The organism is Sphingomonas larreae, assembly GCF_051400595.1.
In the GTDB taxonomy this organism is placed as follows: Bacteria; Pseudomonadota; Alphaproteobacteria; order Sphingomonadales; family Sphingomonadaceae; genus Sphingomonas.
Map to the genome: position 1 here is coordinate 372,645 of NZ_JBLFFI010000004.1, position 14,592 is coordinate 387,236.

Here is a 14,592-nt window from a genome sequence, read left to right on the forward strand (position 1 = left end):
GGCTCGGGTCACACGCCCGTACCAGCGCCGACGCGCGCTGCCTAGGTTGACGCCCGTGAACGACTTTCCCGCCCCTGCCCGCCCCGCCGACCGACCCTTCGACGACGCCGGCCCGCGCGTCTCCTGCCTGATGGTCACCGCCGACCGGCGCCGGCTGACCGAGCGGTCGGTCGACTGTTTCCTGGCGCAGACCTATCCCAACCGCGAGCTGGTGATCGTCGACGACGGCAGCGAGGACTATGCCCCGATCCTCGCGCGCGTGCCCGCCGACCGGCTGATCCACCACCGCATCCCCAAGAACCCGGCGACGACGCTGGGCGAGCTGCGCAACCTCTCGCTCGATCTCGCGCGCGGCGCGCTGATGGCGCATTGGGACGATGACGACTGGTTCGCGCCGCAGCGGCTGGCGCGCTCGGTCCAGACGCTCGGCGACAAGGCCGCGGTCTGGGCCGAGGCGACGCTGATGCACCTCGACGATCCCGCCTGGCTCGATCGCCCTTATCTCAGCTGGTTCAAGGGCGGTGCGCCGAGCACGATCGTCCACCGCCGCCGCGACGACATCCGCTACCCCAAGGAGCGCAAGGGCGAGGACAGCACCTTCCGCGACGCCTGGCTGCAGCTCGGCACCGCGCTGATCCCGCGCGCCGAGGCGCATCTGCTGATCCGCTGCTTCCACGGCAGCAACACCTGGGACCGCGGCCATTTCGAGCGGCGGCTGGCGCTGCGCCCGGCGCAGATCGTCGAATGGAAGCTGCGCCAGTGGACCGGGACCACGGCGGGCTATTCCGCCTTCCGGCTGACCTCCGCGCAGCGCGCCGCGTTCGACGCCTATGTCGCGCAGTCGCGCGCCTTGGGGCTGTTTTGAGCGACGCTTCGGGCGAGGCGGGCGCGCCGCCCGCCAGCGGGTGGCGGCCGTGGGGTGAGAAGCCGTGGGTGCGCCGGCTCGGCTGGGCCGCGCGCGTGCTGTTCTTCGCCGGCATGGTCACCTGGATGGTGCTCAAGGTGAATGCGATCGGCTGGGGCCAGGTGGCGCGGTCGCTGCCGACCGACCCGCTGTTCTATCTGCTGTTCGTCGTCACCTTCCTGGTGCTGCCGGCGTCCGAGATCGCGGTGTTCCGCACCATCTTCGCGCGCCCGCTGCCGGGCGCCTTCCCGGTGCTGGTGCGCAAGCGCATCCTCAACAGCGCGCTGGTCGGCTATTCGGGCGAGCTCTACCTGTTCGTGTGGCTGCGCCGGGTGGTCGGCCTGCGCGCCAAGACGATCGCGATCGGGCTCAAGGACAATGCGATCCTCTCGGCGGTGTCGTCGGGGCTGGTGACGCTGCTGTTGCTGCTCGGCTTCGCCGCGGCGGGCAACGGGCGGCGCATCGCAGCCTGGCTCGATCCTGGGCCGGCGCTGCTGATCGCGGGCGCGGTCGGCGCGGTGTTCCTCGCGCCGCTGCTGTTCCGGCTGCGGCGCCAGCTGATCGCGATGCCGCTGCCGCTCGCCGCGCGCGTGCTCGCCATTCACGTGGCGCGGATCGCGGGCGTGGTGCTGCTCCAGGCGACGCAATGGGCGGTGGTGTTGCCGCAGGAGCCGTGGAGCGTGTGGCTGGTGTTCCTCACCGCGCAGATGGTGATCTCGCGGCTGCCGATCGTGCCCAACCGCGACCTGCTGTTCCTCAGCGCCGCGCTGGAGATGAGCGGCACGATCAACGGCCCGCGCGAGGCGATGGCGGGGCTGCTGCTCGCCGGTGGCGCGCTGACGCAGGGGAGCAACCTGGCGTTCTACCTGCTCACCGCGCTGTGGAAGCAGCCCGAGGTGGAGAGCCGCGAGGCGCTGGCGGCGGAGGAGGAGGAAGAGCGGGCACTAGCCGACCCGCCATCCTCTCCCGGCAACGCGACCACCTTGCCGTCATCCCGGCCTTGAGCCGGGATCCATCGGGCCGTGCATGCACCAACCGTGGCCATCGCGGAGCCATGGATCCCGGCTCGAGGCCGGGATGACGGAGGTGTCCCGGGACGAACACCAGTACACCCGCCGGATAGGCGAGCCTATCGCGCCACCGCCGCTACCTCCGCCGGTGTCCAGCCGCCGCCCATCGCCTGGTACAAAGCGACATAGCTCGTCAGCCGGTCGGCGCGCGCCTGCACCAGCGACAGCTCGGCGGTGAGCAGGGTGCGCTGCGCGTCGAGCTGCTCGAGATAGGCCGAATAACCCGCGCGATAGCGGTTGGTCGCATTCTCCAGCGCGCCGCGCGACGCCGCTGCCTGCGCCGCCAGCGCGTCGGCCTGCTCTCCGGTGCGGCGCACGCCGACGAGCGCGTCGTCCACCTCGCGGAAGGCTACCAGAGCGGCGCGGCGATAGGCATAGGCCGCCTGGTCGCGCCGCGCGGTGGCGACGCGCTCCTGCGCGCGCAGCCGCCCGCCGTCGAAGATCGGCCCCAGCACGCTCGCACCCAGCGAGAAGATCACCTCGGGCTGCGCGAGCGCGGTGGAGAGGACGAGGTTGCCCGCGCCGGTCAGCGACAGGTTGGGCAGCATCGCGGCGCGCTGGCTGTCGAGCGTGCGGTCCGCCGCCACCAGCGTCTGCTCGGCCTGGTAGAGGTCCGGGCGGCGGCGCAGCAGCTGCGCGGGCAGCCCGCCCGGCAGCGGCGGCGTCGCCAGCCGGTCGAGCGCCAGCCCGCGCGCCACCGCGCGCGGCGAGTCGCCGGTCAGCAGCGCCAGCGCATTCTCCTGGCGCGCGATCGCCAGCTCGGCGGCGGGGACGAGCTGCTGCGTGGCGGCATATTCCGCCTGCGCCTGGCGATACTCCAGCCGTGAGGCATAGCCGGTCTCGTAGCGCCGCCGTGCGATCCGCAGCGCCTCGGCGCGCGCCGCCAGCGTCGCGCGCGCGATCGCCAGCCGCTGGTCGAGCGCGCGCAACGTGACATAGCCCGAGGCGGCGGTAGCGGCGGTGGCGAGCCGCACCGTGTCGCGCGCCGCCGCGGTGGCGAGCAGCTGCGCACGCGCGGCGCGGCTCGCCTGGCGCAGCCGCCCGAACAGGTCGAGGTCGTAGCTGAGCTGGACGCCGGGCTGCACCGCGGCCGAGCGCGCAGTGGTGCCGAGCGCGCTGATCGACTGGCCCTGCGTCTCGGGCACGGTGCCGCCGAGCTGGGGCAGCAGCTGCGCGCGCGCGAGTGCCTCGGCGGCGCGCGCCTCCTCCACCCGCGCGGCGGCGGCGAGCACGTCGAGATTGTTCGCCAGCGCGCGCTCGACCAAAGCGGTGAGCACCGGATCGCCGAAGCCCTGCCACCAGGCGGCGCTCACCGGCGAGGCGTCGGGCGCGGTGAGCGCGCTGCGCCACGCCGGCGGCGGCGTGACGGTGGCATCGGGCGGGGCGGCACGGCGTGGACCGGGCAGCGCGCAGCCGGCGAGCAGCAGCGGGAGAAGGAGCGCGCGGGCGACGGCACGTGAGCATCGGCGGTATGCGGCTTGTCCCGCCGCCGTCGTCATCCCGGGCTCGACCCGGGAGCCATCGCGCCGCGTCCGCGACGGGCGTGGTGAACGCGGCACCATGGATCCCGGCTCAAGGCCGGGGTGACGGGATGAACAGGCCGGCGACGCACCACCGCGCTCGGCCGCGTCGGGGACGTCTTGCTCGCCCCGGTCGCTGTCCGGGACTGGAACCGGGATCCATCCGTACGCGCACTCACCCGCCGGCGATTGATCACCTTGCGCCACGCCGGCGCGCTGCCGCTCCTCCATCCTGCCGTCATCCCGGACTTGGTCCGGGATCCACCGGTCCGCGCGATCGCCGGCCGCTGGATGTGCGGCACCGTGGATCCCGGACCAAGTCCGGGATGACGGATGAGCGTGGGGCGACGGAGGCGCCCAGCAACCAGCACCACCCGCGCCGCTATCGTCGGCCACCCCCGCACCGTCCTCATTTGGGCGACCGCCCCTCATCGCGGCGCCGGCGTGCCGGCGGTGTCGACGCGCGCCTGCACCGACATGCCCGGGCGCAGCCGCGCCGCCAGCGGCTGCCCCGGATCGATCCGGATCCGCACCGCGATCCGCTGCGGCACCTTGGTGAAATTCCCCGTGGCATTGTCCGACTTGAGCACCGCGAACTCGCTCCCCGCCGCGGGCGAGATGCGCTCCACCCGGCCGGACAGCCGCGCGTTGGCGAGCGCGTCGACGGTGAAGCTGGCGCGCTGCCCGACCGCGATGCGCGCGGTCTGCGCCTCCTTGTAGTTGGCGATCACCCAGGTCTCCGCCGGCACCAGGAACATCAGCTGCGAGCCCGCGGTGACATATTGGCCGACGCGCACCCCCACTTCGCTCAGCCGACCCGCCTCGGGCGCGCGGATCACGGTGTTGGCGAGGTCGATCCGCGCCAGCCGCAGCGCCGCCTGCGCGCCCGACACGCCCGCCTCCTGCCCGCCGCGCCCGACCGCGACGGTGCGGATGTCCTGCCGCGCGATCTCGCGCGCGGCCTGCGCCTGCTCGAGCTGCGCCTGCGCCTGGCGCAGCGTGGCGAGCGTCTGGTCGCGCTCGCGCAGCGAGACCGAGCCGTCGGTGACGAGGTCGTTGACGCGGTTCATGTCGGCCTGGGCGCGGAGCAGTTGCGCGCGCGCATTGGCCAGCGCCGCCTGCTGCCCGCCGAAGCTCGCCTCGCGGCTGGCCGCGGCCTGGACGCTGTTGGCCAGCGTCGCGCGCGCGTTCTCGACCTGCGCCTCGGCCTGCTCGACGCGCTGCGCGTAGATGCGCTGGTCGACCACCACCAGCGGCTGGCCGGCGCGCACACTCGCGAAGTCGCGCACCAGCACCTGCGTGACATAGCCCGACACCTGCGGTGCGATCACGGTGGTGCGGCCGCGCACATAGGCGTTGTCGGTCGATTCATAGTCGCTGGTGAACGGCCACATCCGCCACGCCGCCAGCACCGCCAGCACGCCCGCGAGCGCGAGCAGGGTGATCAGCAGCGTCGCGGTGCGCGACAGCCGCGGCGGGCGCCAGCCCGAGCCCACCGGGGCGGCGGGGTCGGCGGCGCGTTCCTCCGCGGCGCGCTCCTCGGTGACGGGTCCGGCGGCGACGGGCGAGCGGGTGTCGGTCATGCGATACTCTGGCGACGCGCGCGCCACTCGCGGCGCAGCAGGAGGAACAACAGGTACAAGAAGGTGAGCGCGGCGAGCACCGCGATCAGCCGGAACAGATCGTCATAGGCGAGCACATTGGCTTCGCGTGTCACCGCCTGCGACAGCAGCGCCCCGCCCTCGGCCGAGCGCAGCGCAGTGTCGCCGACCACGCGCGCCACTCCGCCCGCACCCGCGGCGAGCCGCGCCTGCACCTGCGGGTCGGTCGGGTCGATCGCCTGCACCAGCGCGGCGCTGTTCGCCTTTTCGCGGACGATCTGATAGGTGCCGAGGATCGCCGATCCGGCCAGGCTGCCGATCGAGTTGAGCACGCCGAACAGCGCGATGAAGCTGATCACGTGCCCGGCGCCCTGCTGCAGCGCGCGGGTCATGCCGAACAGCAGCGACGGCCCCAGGAAGAACGCGCCCGCGAAGGCGATGGTCGCCTGGGTGAGATACAATTGCGGCGCGCGCGTGAGGCTGGTCGCGGACGAATCGACCCAGGCCGCCACCGCGACCAGCCCGATCGCGAGCATCACCGGATGCGCCAGTCTCTCGACGTTCAGCGTCACCGCGCTGGCCACGAACCCCGCCACCGTGGCGAGGAAGATGATGGTGAAGAACGGCCCCAGTTGGTCGTTGTTCTGCCCCAGCAATGTGAGCAGCCCGACCGCGCCATAGGTTTGTTCGGACAGGACGATCCGCGCCATCAGCGTGACCACCGCGAAGCGCAGGATATCCGCGCTGCCGAGCCAGCGCGTGTTGATCAGCGGGTTGGCGCGGTGATGCTCGATCACCAGCGCGGCGGCGAGCATCGGGATCGCGGCGATCAGCGCCCAGCCGATCCACCCCGCCTCGGTCCACCACACATAGCGCCCCAGCCCCAGCACCGCGGCGAACAGCGCCATCGCCCCGGCGTAGAGCGCGAAGGTGACGAAATCGAGCTTCTCGAACGCGGGCTGGCGCGTCGTCGGCGGCAGGCGGAACACCGTCACCGCGGCGAGGCTGAGTGCGGCCAGCCCGAGCTCGAACAGATACAGCGTCCGCCACTGACTCATCGCCAGCAGCTCGGGCGAGAACAGCCGTGCGAGCGGGGTGGCGCATTGCGGCGCGCCGATGCCGAGCACGATCGCGCGCAGCCGCCATTTCGCGGGCACCGCCTGCATGAAGTAATAAAGCGCGAAGGTGGAGAGCGGCGCCGCCGCCAGCCCGCTCGCGGCGCGCACCGCGATCGCCGAGGCGAAACCGTGGACGAAAAGGTGGGCGAAGGTCACCGCGACATAGATGCCGATGAACAGCATCGCGAACGGGCGCAGCCCGAATTGCTGGCGAAACTTGATCAGCAGCAAATTGATGCTGACGTTGGTCATCACATAGACCGTCGGCAACCACGCGATCTCGGACGGATCGAGCCCCAGCGCCCCCGCCAGCGTGGTGGTGTTCGCCGCCACCAGCGCGTTGCCGAAGCCGCCGGTGAGCCCCACCAACGTGCCGACCAGCGCATAAGTGAGGCGGCGGCGCAGCGGGTGCTCGGGCGATCCCGGCGATCCCGGCATCACCGGGCGCTCGTGCGGGGCGAACTCCCAGCGTTCCTCGCTCACGAAGTCGCGCAGCCGCGTCAGCATCGCCATGGCGTCGTTCCGTACACCCCCGTTTCGCCGGTGTCCGGCCGATGCGACTAGGACGCATTGACCGATAGCAAAGTTCATCCCGCCGCGCCCCGGTCTCGCCCTGGCCCGTCGTATAATGGCGCATCGGGGGGAGGTGCGCCCCGGGGGCGGCGTGCCCCCGCGGTCCGCGCGCGAGAAAGGATGAACCATGACGGCGATGGGACGGGTGCGGGACAGGTTCGGCGGCGACCGCGCGCTGCGCGAGCTGCGCGGGCTGATCGACGCCGCCGCGGCGGGTGACTTCCAGCGCCGCGCCGATCCGACTGCGGCACGCGGCGGTGGGCGCGCGCTGCTCGCCGCGGTCAACGAGCTGCTCGACGCGCGCGGGCGGCAGATCACGCTGCTGGCGGAACGCGTCGGCGAGCTGGCGGAGGCGCACGCGCGCGGCGACATCGACGTCACCATCGCCGCGTCCGGTTTCGGCAACCAATATGACGCCATCGCCGCGCGCATCAACGCCACCGTGGCCGAGCATGTCGATCTGCAACGCCGCACGATGGCCGTGGTGGCGGCGTTCGCCGCGGGCGACTTCGCCGCGCCGCTCGACCCGCTGCCGGGGCAGAAGGCGTTCATCAGCGAGGCGATCGAGCGGCTGCGGCGCCATCTCACCGGGCTGATCGCGGCGATGAACGCCATGTCCGCCGCGCACGATGCGGGCGATATCGACGCCACGCTGCCGCACACGCAATTCAGCGGCGAGTTCGCGACGATGGCGCGCGGGGTCAACACGATGGTGGCCAACCATATCGCGGTGAAGCGCGAGGCGATGGCCTGTATCGCCGCGCTCGGCCAGGGCGATTTCGATGCGCCGCTGCGTGCCTTCCCGGGCAAGAAGGCGTTCATCAACGACACGGTCGAGACGCTGCGCGGCAACCTGCGCGCGATCGTCGCGGAGGTGCAGCGGCTGATCGCGCACGCCACCGAGGGCCAGCTCGGCGAGCGCGGCGATCCCGCGCGCTTCGTCGGCGATTTCGCGGCGCTGGTGCGCAGCATCAACGCGATGCTGGATGCGATCCTGGTGCCGATCGGCGAGGGCAATCGCGTGCTCGCGCTGGTGAGCGGCGGTGCGCTGACCGAGCGGGTCGAGATCGCGTGCGACGGCGATCACCAGCGCATGAAGGACGCGGTCAATGGCCTGGTCGACACGCTGGCGCGGATCGTCGGCGAGGTGGCGCAGGCGACGCAGCAGGTCGCCGGCGGTAGCCAGCAGCTCGCCGCCAGCGCCGAGCGGATGAGCGAGGGCGCGACCGAACAGGCCGCGGCGAGCGAGCAGGCCGCCGCCTCGATCGAGCAGATGGCGGCCAATATCAAGCAGAGCGCGGACAATGCCGCGCGCACCGAAACGATCGCGCGCGCCGCCGCGCGCAGCGCGGAGGAATCGGGCGCGGCGGTGCGCGGCGCGGTCGGCGCGATGCAGCTGATCGCGGAGAAGGTCGGTATCGTTCAGGAGATTGCGCGCCAGACCGATCTGCTCGCGCTCAACGCCGCGGTGGAAGCGGCGCGCGCCGGCGAGCACGGCCGCGGCTTTGCGGTGGTGGCGGCGGAGGTGCGCCGGCTCGCCGAGCGTAGCCAGACCGCGGCGGCGGAGATCGGCGCGATGTCGGGTGAGACGGTGCGCGCGGCGCAGCGCGCGGGCGAGATGCTCGGCACGCTGGTGCCCGATATCGTCACCACCGCCGAGCTGGTCGCCGAGATCAGCGCCGCAGCGCGCGAGCAGGACCAGGGCGCGACGCAGATCAGCGCGGCGATCGAGCAGCTCGATCTGGTGACGCAGCAGAATGCCGCCGCGGCGGATCAGATCAGCGGCACCGCGGGCGAGCTCGCGCAACAGACGGAGGAATTGCAGGAGGCGCTGAGCTTCTTCCGCACCGCGGAGAGCGCGGTGCCGCCGCGCGCACGCACCACGGCGGCGCCCGCGCGCACCGCCACGCTGCGCAGCGGCGGAGCGCGGCTGCCCGCGCCGCGCGGGTTCGCGCTCGATCTGGTGGATACGCCGCGACGCCCGCGCGGCGGCTGACCGAAAAGGGGGGCGCCGGCCGATGCCGACGCCCCCCTTCAGGCGTTAGACGGGTCGGCTCAGAAGTGCGCGATCACGCCCGCCATCGGGCGCACCGTCTCGAAGTCGCCCTGCGTCGAGATCTCGGCGCGGAAGCGAACGCCTTCCTTCTTCACCAGGCCGTCGAGCCCGATCGCGGACGGCCCGAACTCGCCGCCGATACCGTAGGAGATACGGCCGAAGTCAGGGCTGTTGTTGCCGTAGCGGTCGAAGTTGGTCCACTGATAGCCGACCTTGCCATAGACCAGCCCGGTCTCGCCCGCGCGCACGCCGGCGCGGCCGTGGACACCATATTGCCAGTCGATGTCACCGGTGAAGCCCTTGGCGGCATTGCCCTCGACGCCGACGAAGAACGCGCCCAGCGGCACGTTGACGCCCGCCACGCCCTCGACCAGCCCGCCCTTGAGGCGATTGCCCGGCGCCGAGAAGGGGATGCCGTGGCCCGGATCGCTCTCGAACCCCTCATAGCCGCCCATCACGCCGACATAGGGATCGATGCCGAAGCGGCGCGACCCGTCGCTGGTGGTGTCCGGCGTCTCGGTCTGCGCCTGCGCGACGGCGGGAACGAGGGAAACGGCAGCAACGGCTGCCAGAAGCAACGTCTTCATAATCATACCTTTGTGAGGAAGCGCGTGCGTCGGCGCCTCACCCGACCGAACGGGCCGCACCGGCGCCGGCTCCCACGATATTGGAAAAAAGCGTCGCTGTTGCCGAAGCGCCACAGCTGCGCCGCACCGCCACGGTTTCCGGCTCACGCGATGACGAGCGCCACCGCCACGAGCCCGAGCGCGACCGCCGAGGGGTAAAGCTCAGCCCGAAGCTCAAAGCGTGCGCCCGCGCGCCCTGCCGATAGCCCGGCCAGAACAACAGCCGTCCCGGCGCGAACCGCCCGGCGCGCGCGATGCTCCACCGCGCGGAGCGCGCGATCGTGGCGGCGTGATCACCTGGCGCGCGAGCACCAGCGCCACCGGCACCAGCGTGTTCTGCGCGCACGTCCTCGCGCTCCACCGCCTAGCTGGGCGCGCTGCGCCCGTCGGTACCGCCGCTCCCGCCGGCGCCGGCGATGTCACGTGCGGAGAAGAAGCGCCGCCCCGCCACGTGGCGTGCTGCGGCGGCCCGAACCGGTCGAGCGCCAGCGCGACGCCGGTGACCAGCGTGATTACGATCACCCACGAGCGCCATCTCGCGCGCCACCCCGCGCCGGTCCTGCGCGAACGTCCGCACCGCCCCTTTCCCCTTCCGCCCGCCCTGCACCCGCCGGCTCGCTCGCCGCAGCCTGCCACCGCGCGGAGGCGCGCGCCGACGGCGGCCGTTTCTACCCGCTTGACCGCTCCGCGCGGCTGATCGAAGGCGCTGATCATGCGCTTCTTCTCCGATAACGCCGCCCCCGTTCACCCCGCCGTGCTGCGCGCCCTTGCGGACGCCGACCAGCTCGATACCGCTTATGACGGCGACCGCTGGTCGAAGGCGCTCGACGAGCGCTTCGGCGCGCTGTTCGAAACCGAGCGGCTGCGCGTGCTGTGGGTGCCGAGCGGCACCGCGGCGAACTGCCTGGCGCTCGCGGCCTTGTGTCCGCCGCACGGCGCGGTGCTGTGCCACCGCGACGCGCACATCCAGAACGATGAGTGCGGCGCGCCCGAATTCTACACCCATGGTGCCAAGCTGCTGCTCGCCGAGGGCGAGGGCGCCAAGCTGACGCCGCAGAGCGCCGCGGCGGTGCTCGACCTCCAGCGCTACGACGTCCATCAGCAGCGGCCGCACGCGCTGTCGATCACCAACGCGACCGAATATGGCCGGGTCTACACCCCCGATGAGACCGCGGCGCTGGGCGAGCTGGCCAAGGCGCGCGGGCTCGGCTTCCACGTCGACGGTGCGCGCTTCGCCAATGCATTGGTCTCGACCGGCGCGTCACCCGCGGATCTCACCTGGCGCGCGGGGGTGGACGCGCTGAGCTTCGGCTTCGTCAAGAACGGCGGCATGAACGCCGAGGCACTCGTGTTCTTCCGCCCCGAGCTGGCCGACGCGACCTTGTTCCGCCGCAAGCGCGCCGGGCATCTGCTCAGCAAGGGCCGCTATCTCGCCGCGCAATTGCTTGCGATGCTCGAGGGCGATCTGTGGCTCGACTGCGCGCGCGCGAGCAACGCCGGCGCGGCGCTGCTCGCCGCGGCGGCGGGCGATCGGCTGGTCCACCCGGTCGAGGCCAATGAGGTGTTCCTGCGCGTCTCGCCCGAGGAGGCGGCGCGGCTGCGCGCGCTCGGCTTCGACTTCTACGACTGGGGGCCGGGCGAGGCGCGGCTGGTGATCAGCTGGAACCAGCGCGAGGCCGACATCCGCCCGCTCGCCGACGCGATCGCGGCGTTGTGACGGGGCCACGGCGCGGTCTCCCCTACCCCTCAGGGGATCGTGGCATGACGCTGTTCTGCGCTCCTGCGAAGGCAGGAGCCAAGGGTCACACGCGCCTCGCGACGTTGTTTTGCTTGGCCCTGGGTTCCGGCTTTCGCCGGAACACGGTGGCGCGGCGCGCAGGTTGGGCGATGCCCCAACGATGGCCTGAGGGCAACCAACAGGCAGTAGGGCCGTGCCGCACGGAAAGATTTTGCGGACTCGCCTCACCCCTACTCCTCCCCTGCAGGGGAGCGGCTCTGCCGTTCTCATGACCCCGCGCCCCAACAGCACGCGCGCGGCGGTCCTCGTGCCGTTTGCGATCGTCACGCTGATCTGGGGATCGACCTGGATCGTCATCCGCGACCAGCTCGCCGGGGCGGGCGTGCCGCCGAGCTGGTCGGTGAGCTACCGCTTCCTGATCGCGGGCGTCACGCTCGCCGCGGTAACGGCTTGGCGCGGCGAGTGGCGCGGTGCACACCGCCGCGATCCCGGCTTCTGGCGCTTCGCGGCATTGGTCGGGCTGCTCCAGTTCGTGATGAACTTCAACTTCGTCTACCGCGCCGAGCAACATATCACCTCGGGGCTGGTGGCGGTCACCTTCGCGCTGCTGCTGGTGCCCAACGCTCTGTTCGGGCGCATCTTCCTCGGCCAGCGGCTGGGGCGGCAGCTGCTGCTCGGCTCGGCGGTGGCGATGGCGGGGGTAGCGTTGCTGTTCGTGCGCGAGGCGCGTGGCGATCCCAACGGCGCGCGCGAGACCGCACAGGGCATCGCGCTGACCCTGGTGGCGATCCTGTCCGCCTCGGTATCAAACGTGATGCAGGCGAGCGAGCGAGCGCGCGGCTATCCGATGGTGCCGATGCTCGCCGCCGCCATGCTGCTCGGCGCCGGCATCGACGCCGCCTGGGCCTGGCTCACCACCGGCGCGCCGGTGTTCGACCCGCGGCCGAGCTATGTCGCGGGGCTGCTCTATCTCGGCGTGATCGCCTCGGCAGTCGCCTTCACGCTCTACTTCCGGCTGATCCGCACCATCGGTCCGGCCAAGGCGGCGTATAACAGCGTGATCGTGCCGGTGATCGCGATGCTGCTGTCGACCTTGTACGAGGGCTATCGCTGGACCGCGCTGGCGGCGGCGGGTGCGGCGCTCGCGGGCGTCGGGCTGGTGGTGGCGCTGAGCGCGCGCAGGCCGGCGCGATAATCGGGGTAGAGCAAGCGCCAGCCGAGCACACGGCGCGCCTTGCCGTTGGCGACGCGGCGATTCTCCGCGTGAAACGCGCGTGCCGCCGGGCTGAGCGCCGCGACCGGCACCAGCGCGGGCGCGGGCAGGCCGAGCAGGCGCGCGGCGTGTTCAAGCACCGCGTCCTGCGGCGCGGGTGCGTCGTCGGCGAGGTTATAGGCGCCCGCGGGCGCGTCAAACCCGGCAACCACGCCGCGCGCGAGATCGGCGACGTGGACCCGGCTGAACACTTGCCCCGCCGCGCCGGTGCGCCGTGCCTCGCCACGCGCGACACGATCGAGCGGCGAGCGGCCCGGGCCATAGATGCCTGGCAGGCGAAACACGCGCGCGCCGCGCGCCAGCCAGGCCGCGTCGGCGCGGTTGCGGCCGGCGCGGCGCCCGCGATCGGCGGGCGCGCTCTCGTCGACCCAGGCGCCCGTGGTGTCGCCATAGACGCCGGTGGAAGAAAGATAGCCGAGCCAGTGCCCGCCGAGCAGCGCGCCATAACGCGCGAGCACGGGGTCCTCGCCCGCACCATCCCCCTCGGGCGGCACCGAGGACACTACGTGCGTCGCGGCGGCAAGCCCGGCGCGGACCGCGGCGTCGTCATCGAAGCGGATCGTACCGTCGCGGCCGTCGCGCGTGGTGGCGAGCAGCGGCACAGCGGCGGCGTCAGCGATGGCGCGCGCGGCATAGCCCAGCCCGAACACGAACAGCCGCATCTTGTCTCCCCTCGTCACCGGCCCCGTAGCGCAGACGGTCGGCGTGGCACTCGGGTTCCGCCCCGCGGATCGCTGCGGCGCCCTTGCGCGCGCTGCTGTTCGCGCAGGCGACGCACCGGGTCCGGGAGCCGTCATGATGGCGCACGTGGCCGCGCGCAACGGTAGGCGCGCGCGCGCGATCCGGGTAGCGAGGCGCGATGGTCACCGACTGGCATTTCTATGCGCTCGCCCTTCCCGCCGTGATCCTGCTCGGACTGGCCAAGGGCGGCTTCGCCGGCATGGGCGCGCTGTCGCTGCCGCTGATGGCGCTCGCGATCGATCCGGTCCGCGCCGCTGCGATCACGCTGCCGTTGCTGATCGCGCAGGATGTGGTCGGGGTCTGGGCGTTCCGCCGCACCGTCGACTGGCGACTGCTCGGCTGGATGCTGCCCGGCGCCGCGGGCGGGATCGCGCTGGGCTATGTCTTCGCGGCGGGCGTGTCGCCGCGCGCGGTGATGGCCGCGGTGGGGATCATCTCGATCCTCTTCGGCGCCTATCGCCTCCGTGCTGCGCGGCGCCCGCGCGCGCGCGCCGCGGCGCGCTGGCCCGAGTGGATCGGCGCGCTGTTCGGACTGGCCTCCGGCTTCACCAGCCAGATCGCACATGCCGGGCAGCCGCCGTTCCAATTGTGGGTGCTGCCGCGCGACCTGCCGCGCGAGCGCCTGGTCGGTACCACCGCGCTCTTCTTCGCCGCGGTGAACTGGATCAAGGTGCCGGCCTATGTCGCGCTCGGTCAGTTCACCGCCGCCAACCTGCTGACCTCGCTCGTGCTGCTGCCGATCGCCTTGCTCGCCACGATCGCCGGTGTCGCGTTGGTGCGACGCGTCGCGCCGGAGCGCTTCTTCACCGCCATCTACGTGCTGATGATTGCGGTGGGAGTGGCGCTGACAGGGGAGGCGCTCGGTTGAGCCAAGGGCTGCAAGCCCGCTTGCTGAATTCCTCGACCGGCGAGCGCGTGACGGACCCCGGGCGTCCGGGCGGTGTGGGTCGGTTCAACGGGGCGCCGCGATCGTGTCCGACAGGCGCGGGGTTGAGGCGAAGGGTTCTCGCGCAGCTTGGTCGCTACCCCCTCGATCGTGGACCGGCATCAGCAAAGCCGGATGACGACGGGCTCTCCGCCCTATCTCGCAGCGGGCAGGCAGCTATGCCGAACGGCGGCATCGCAAGCACGCCACACGCACAACAGCCCCGGTCGTATCGGACCGGGGCTGTCGTGCTGGCGTGATGTTGTTGGTTGCGGGGACAGGATTTGAACCTGTGACCTTCAGGTTATGAGCCTGACGAGCTACCGGGCTGCTCCACCCCGCGACACGTCCCCTGTGGGGAGCGGTGAAATGTGAATGGGTTCTGTATTTGCATGACGGGACACGCGGGCTTCAATGCCTGGCGGCGACCTACTCTTCCACTGCTTA

Annotated in this window: 11 protein-coding genes and 1 tRNA gene; 6 read left to right on the forward strand and 6 right to left on the reverse strand. The window is 72.1% G+C overall.

The genetic code is table 11. The features are described from left to right. Positions 1 to 55 precede the first annotated feature (55 nt). Together ACMGDM_RS16250 and ACMGDM_RS16255 are read left to right on the forward strand one after the other, a co-directional pair. The gene (locus tag ACMGDM_RS16250; RefSeq protein ID WP_436805143.1) at positions 56 to 865 is read left to right on the forward strand and encodes a glycosyltransferase family A protein; all 810 of its coding nucleotides are present in this window, start codon (positions 56 to 58) and stop codon (positions 863 to 865) included. After that, complete coding sequence (locus ACMGDM_RS16255) at positions 862 to 1,908, forward strand: hypothetical protein (protein ID WP_436805144.1); 1,047 nt, start codon at positions 862 to 864, stop codon at positions 1,906 to 1,908. Before ACMGDM_RS16250 ends, ACMGDM_RS16255 begins: the two co-directional genes overlap by 4 nt. 125 nt (positions 1,909 to 2,033) lie before the next feature. On the opposite strand, the gene ACMGDM_RS16260 is transcribed toward ACMGDM_RS16255, so the two are convergent. From ACMGDM_RS16260 to ACMGDM_RS16270, 3 genes are all read right to left on the reverse strand, one after another. After that, the gene (locus ACMGDM_RS16260; RefSeq protein ID WP_436805145.1) at positions 2,034 to 3,473 is read right to left on the reverse strand and encodes an efflux transporter outer membrane subunit; all 1,440 of its coding nucleotides are present in this window, start codon (positions 3,471 to 3,473) and stop codon (positions 2,034 to 2,036) included. Positions 3,474 to 3,922: 449 nt separating this feature from the next. Beyond that, positions 3,923 to 5,077 (reverse strand): HlyD family secretion protein, encoded by a 1,155-nt coding sequence (locus ACMGDM_RS16265; RefSeq protein WP_436805146.1) that lies wholly within the window; start codon positions 5,075 to 5,077, stop codon positions 3,923 to 3,925. Further along, positions 5,074 to 6,726, reverse strand: coding sequence for an MFS transporter (locus ACMGDM_RS16270; protein ID WP_436805147.1), 1,653 nt, complete (start codon positions 6,724 to 6,726; stop codon positions 5,074 to 5,076). The genes ACMGDM_RS16265 and ACMGDM_RS16270 overlap by 4 nt, the downstream gene beginning before the upstream one ends. Positions 6,727 to 6,913: 187 nt before the next feature. On the opposite strand from ACMGDM_RS16270, the gene ACMGDM_RS16275 reads away from it, so the two are divergent. Further along, positions 6,914 to 8,782, forward strand: coding sequence for a methyl-accepting chemotaxis protein (locus ACMGDM_RS16275; RefSeq protein ID WP_436805148.1), 1,869 nt, complete (start codon positions 6,914 to 6,916; stop codon positions 8,780 to 8,782). A 59-nt stretch (positions 8,783 to 8,841) separates the two neighbouring features. On the opposite strand, the gene ACMGDM_RS16280 is transcribed toward ACMGDM_RS16275, so the two are convergent. Next, positions 8,842 to 9,429 (reverse strand): opacity protein, encoded by a 588-nt coding sequence (locus ACMGDM_RS16280; protein WP_436805149.1) that lies wholly within the window; start codon positions 9,427 to 9,429, stop codon positions 8,842 to 8,844. Between the two features lie 751 nt (positions 9,430 to 10,180). On the opposite strand from ACMGDM_RS16280, the gene ACMGDM_RS16285 reads away from it, so the two are divergent. Both ACMGDM_RS16285 and ACMGDM_RS16290 read left to right on the forward strand, forming a co-directional pair. Continuing rightward, entirely contained in the window at positions 10,181 to 11,185 is a 1,005-nt protein-coding gene (locus ACMGDM_RS16285) for a threonine aldolase family protein (RefSeq protein ID WP_436805150.1), read from the forward strand. Positions 11,186 to 11,474: 289 nt separating this feature from the next. Next, positions 11,475 to 12,401: a DMT family transporter gene (locus tag ACMGDM_RS16290; RefSeq protein ID WP_436805151.1), complete on the forward strand. Its 927-nt coding sequence runs from the start codon at positions 11,475 to 11,477 to the stop codon at positions 12,399 to 12,401. Here ACMGDM_RS16290 and ACMGDM_RS16295 read toward each other — a convergent pair. Continuing rightward, complete coding sequence (locus tag ACMGDM_RS16295; RefSeq protein ID WP_436805152.1) at positions 12,311 to 13,141, reverse strand: Rossmann-fold NAD(P)-binding domain-containing protein; 831 nt, start codon at positions 13,139 to 13,141, stop codon at positions 12,311 to 12,313. The genes ACMGDM_RS16290 and ACMGDM_RS16295 overlap by 91 nt on opposite strands. 197 nt (positions 13,142 to 13,338) lie before the next feature. On the opposite strand from ACMGDM_RS16295, the gene ACMGDM_RS16300 reads away from it, so the two are divergent. After that, complete coding sequence (locus tag ACMGDM_RS16300; protein WP_436805153.1) at positions 13,339 to 14,088, forward strand: sulfite exporter TauE/SafE family protein; 750 nt, start codon at positions 13,339 to 13,341, stop codon at positions 14,086 to 14,088. A 323-nt stretch (positions 14,089 to 14,411) separates the two neighbouring features. Here ACMGDM_RS16300 and ACMGDM_RS16305 read toward each other — a convergent pair. Then, a tRNA-Met gene (locus ACMGDM_RS16305) sits at positions 14,412 to 14,488 on the reverse strand. Positions 14,489 to 14,592: the final 104 nt, after the last annotated feature.